This is a genomic window from Psychrobacter sp. 1U2, assembly GCF_051847575.1.
In genome coordinates this window covers 1-818 of sequence record NZ_JBPYDC010000824.1, presented here as the reverse complement: position 1 = coordinate 818, position 818 = coordinate 1, and the positions used below count along the sequence as shown (strand labels likewise).

Annotated in this window: 1 protein-coding gene; it reads right to left on the bottom strand. The window is 35.6% G+C overall.

Features of this window, described 5'->3' with window-relative positions:
- Nucleotides 1-215: 215 nt before the first annotated feature.
- A complete protein-coding gene (locus tag ACS8FD_RS18960) occupies nucleotides 216-665 on the bottom strand; it encodes a chemotaxis protein CheX (RefSeq protein WP_299218105.1) in 450 nt (149 codons plus the stop codon).
- Nucleotides 666-818: the final 153 nt, after the last annotated feature.

The window sequence follows — 818 nt, the reverse complement described above, 5'->3', positions numbered from 1 at the left end:
TTGATTTAAAAATTAAGCTATTACTTAAAAAAAGTATATTCTAAAAATAGCTGCGCTGTATTTTATCATAACTGCCTATTAATTATAAACAATTACTTTGACGATATGTGTTACATACTTAAATAACAGACAATAAAACCAATGACTTATTAAGAAAACACAAAAAAACGACGCCTATACGTCGTTTTTTAATGATGGCCAATTTATTGATTAGCTTAAGCGATACAAATACCTATGACTGCTTCATAACCACGCCATGTAAAATTGGTAATATAACTATGACGTTCTTTTGGCAAATAAGACACACTTGGTGCACCTTGAACGATATGTGGGGGTGAGATAATAAACTCTGGACCAAATTCGGTACGAGCATTACCAGATATCGTGTTGGCCATTTCACCAAGTAAGTCCTTCATCATTGTAATCGATGAGTCAGGCTCACCCATTATTTTGATCACTTGGCGCAGCATGTTGCTGGGAGCGCTGACATAAACGCAGCCTTCAAGAGGACCTGATATTTCAATAACACCACTATAGTCATAACCGATAGTGCTTTTATTGTTATTCAAATAAGGGGTATTAATAGCCACTTGTGCGTCATCAATTTGTGCAAAAAATGCATTAATCGAACTTAGGAACACACCTAACTTTTCTACTTTAACCATAATATATTATTATCCATATCCAACATATGCCCGCAACATGTTTAATCTTGCAGACAAACTACAATTTCGCCGACTTGCGATAGCCAAGTAATAGGAATAATAAAGGAACGCTCTTCGCTAGGTAATACGATACTTTGCGGCGCCCCTTTAAAT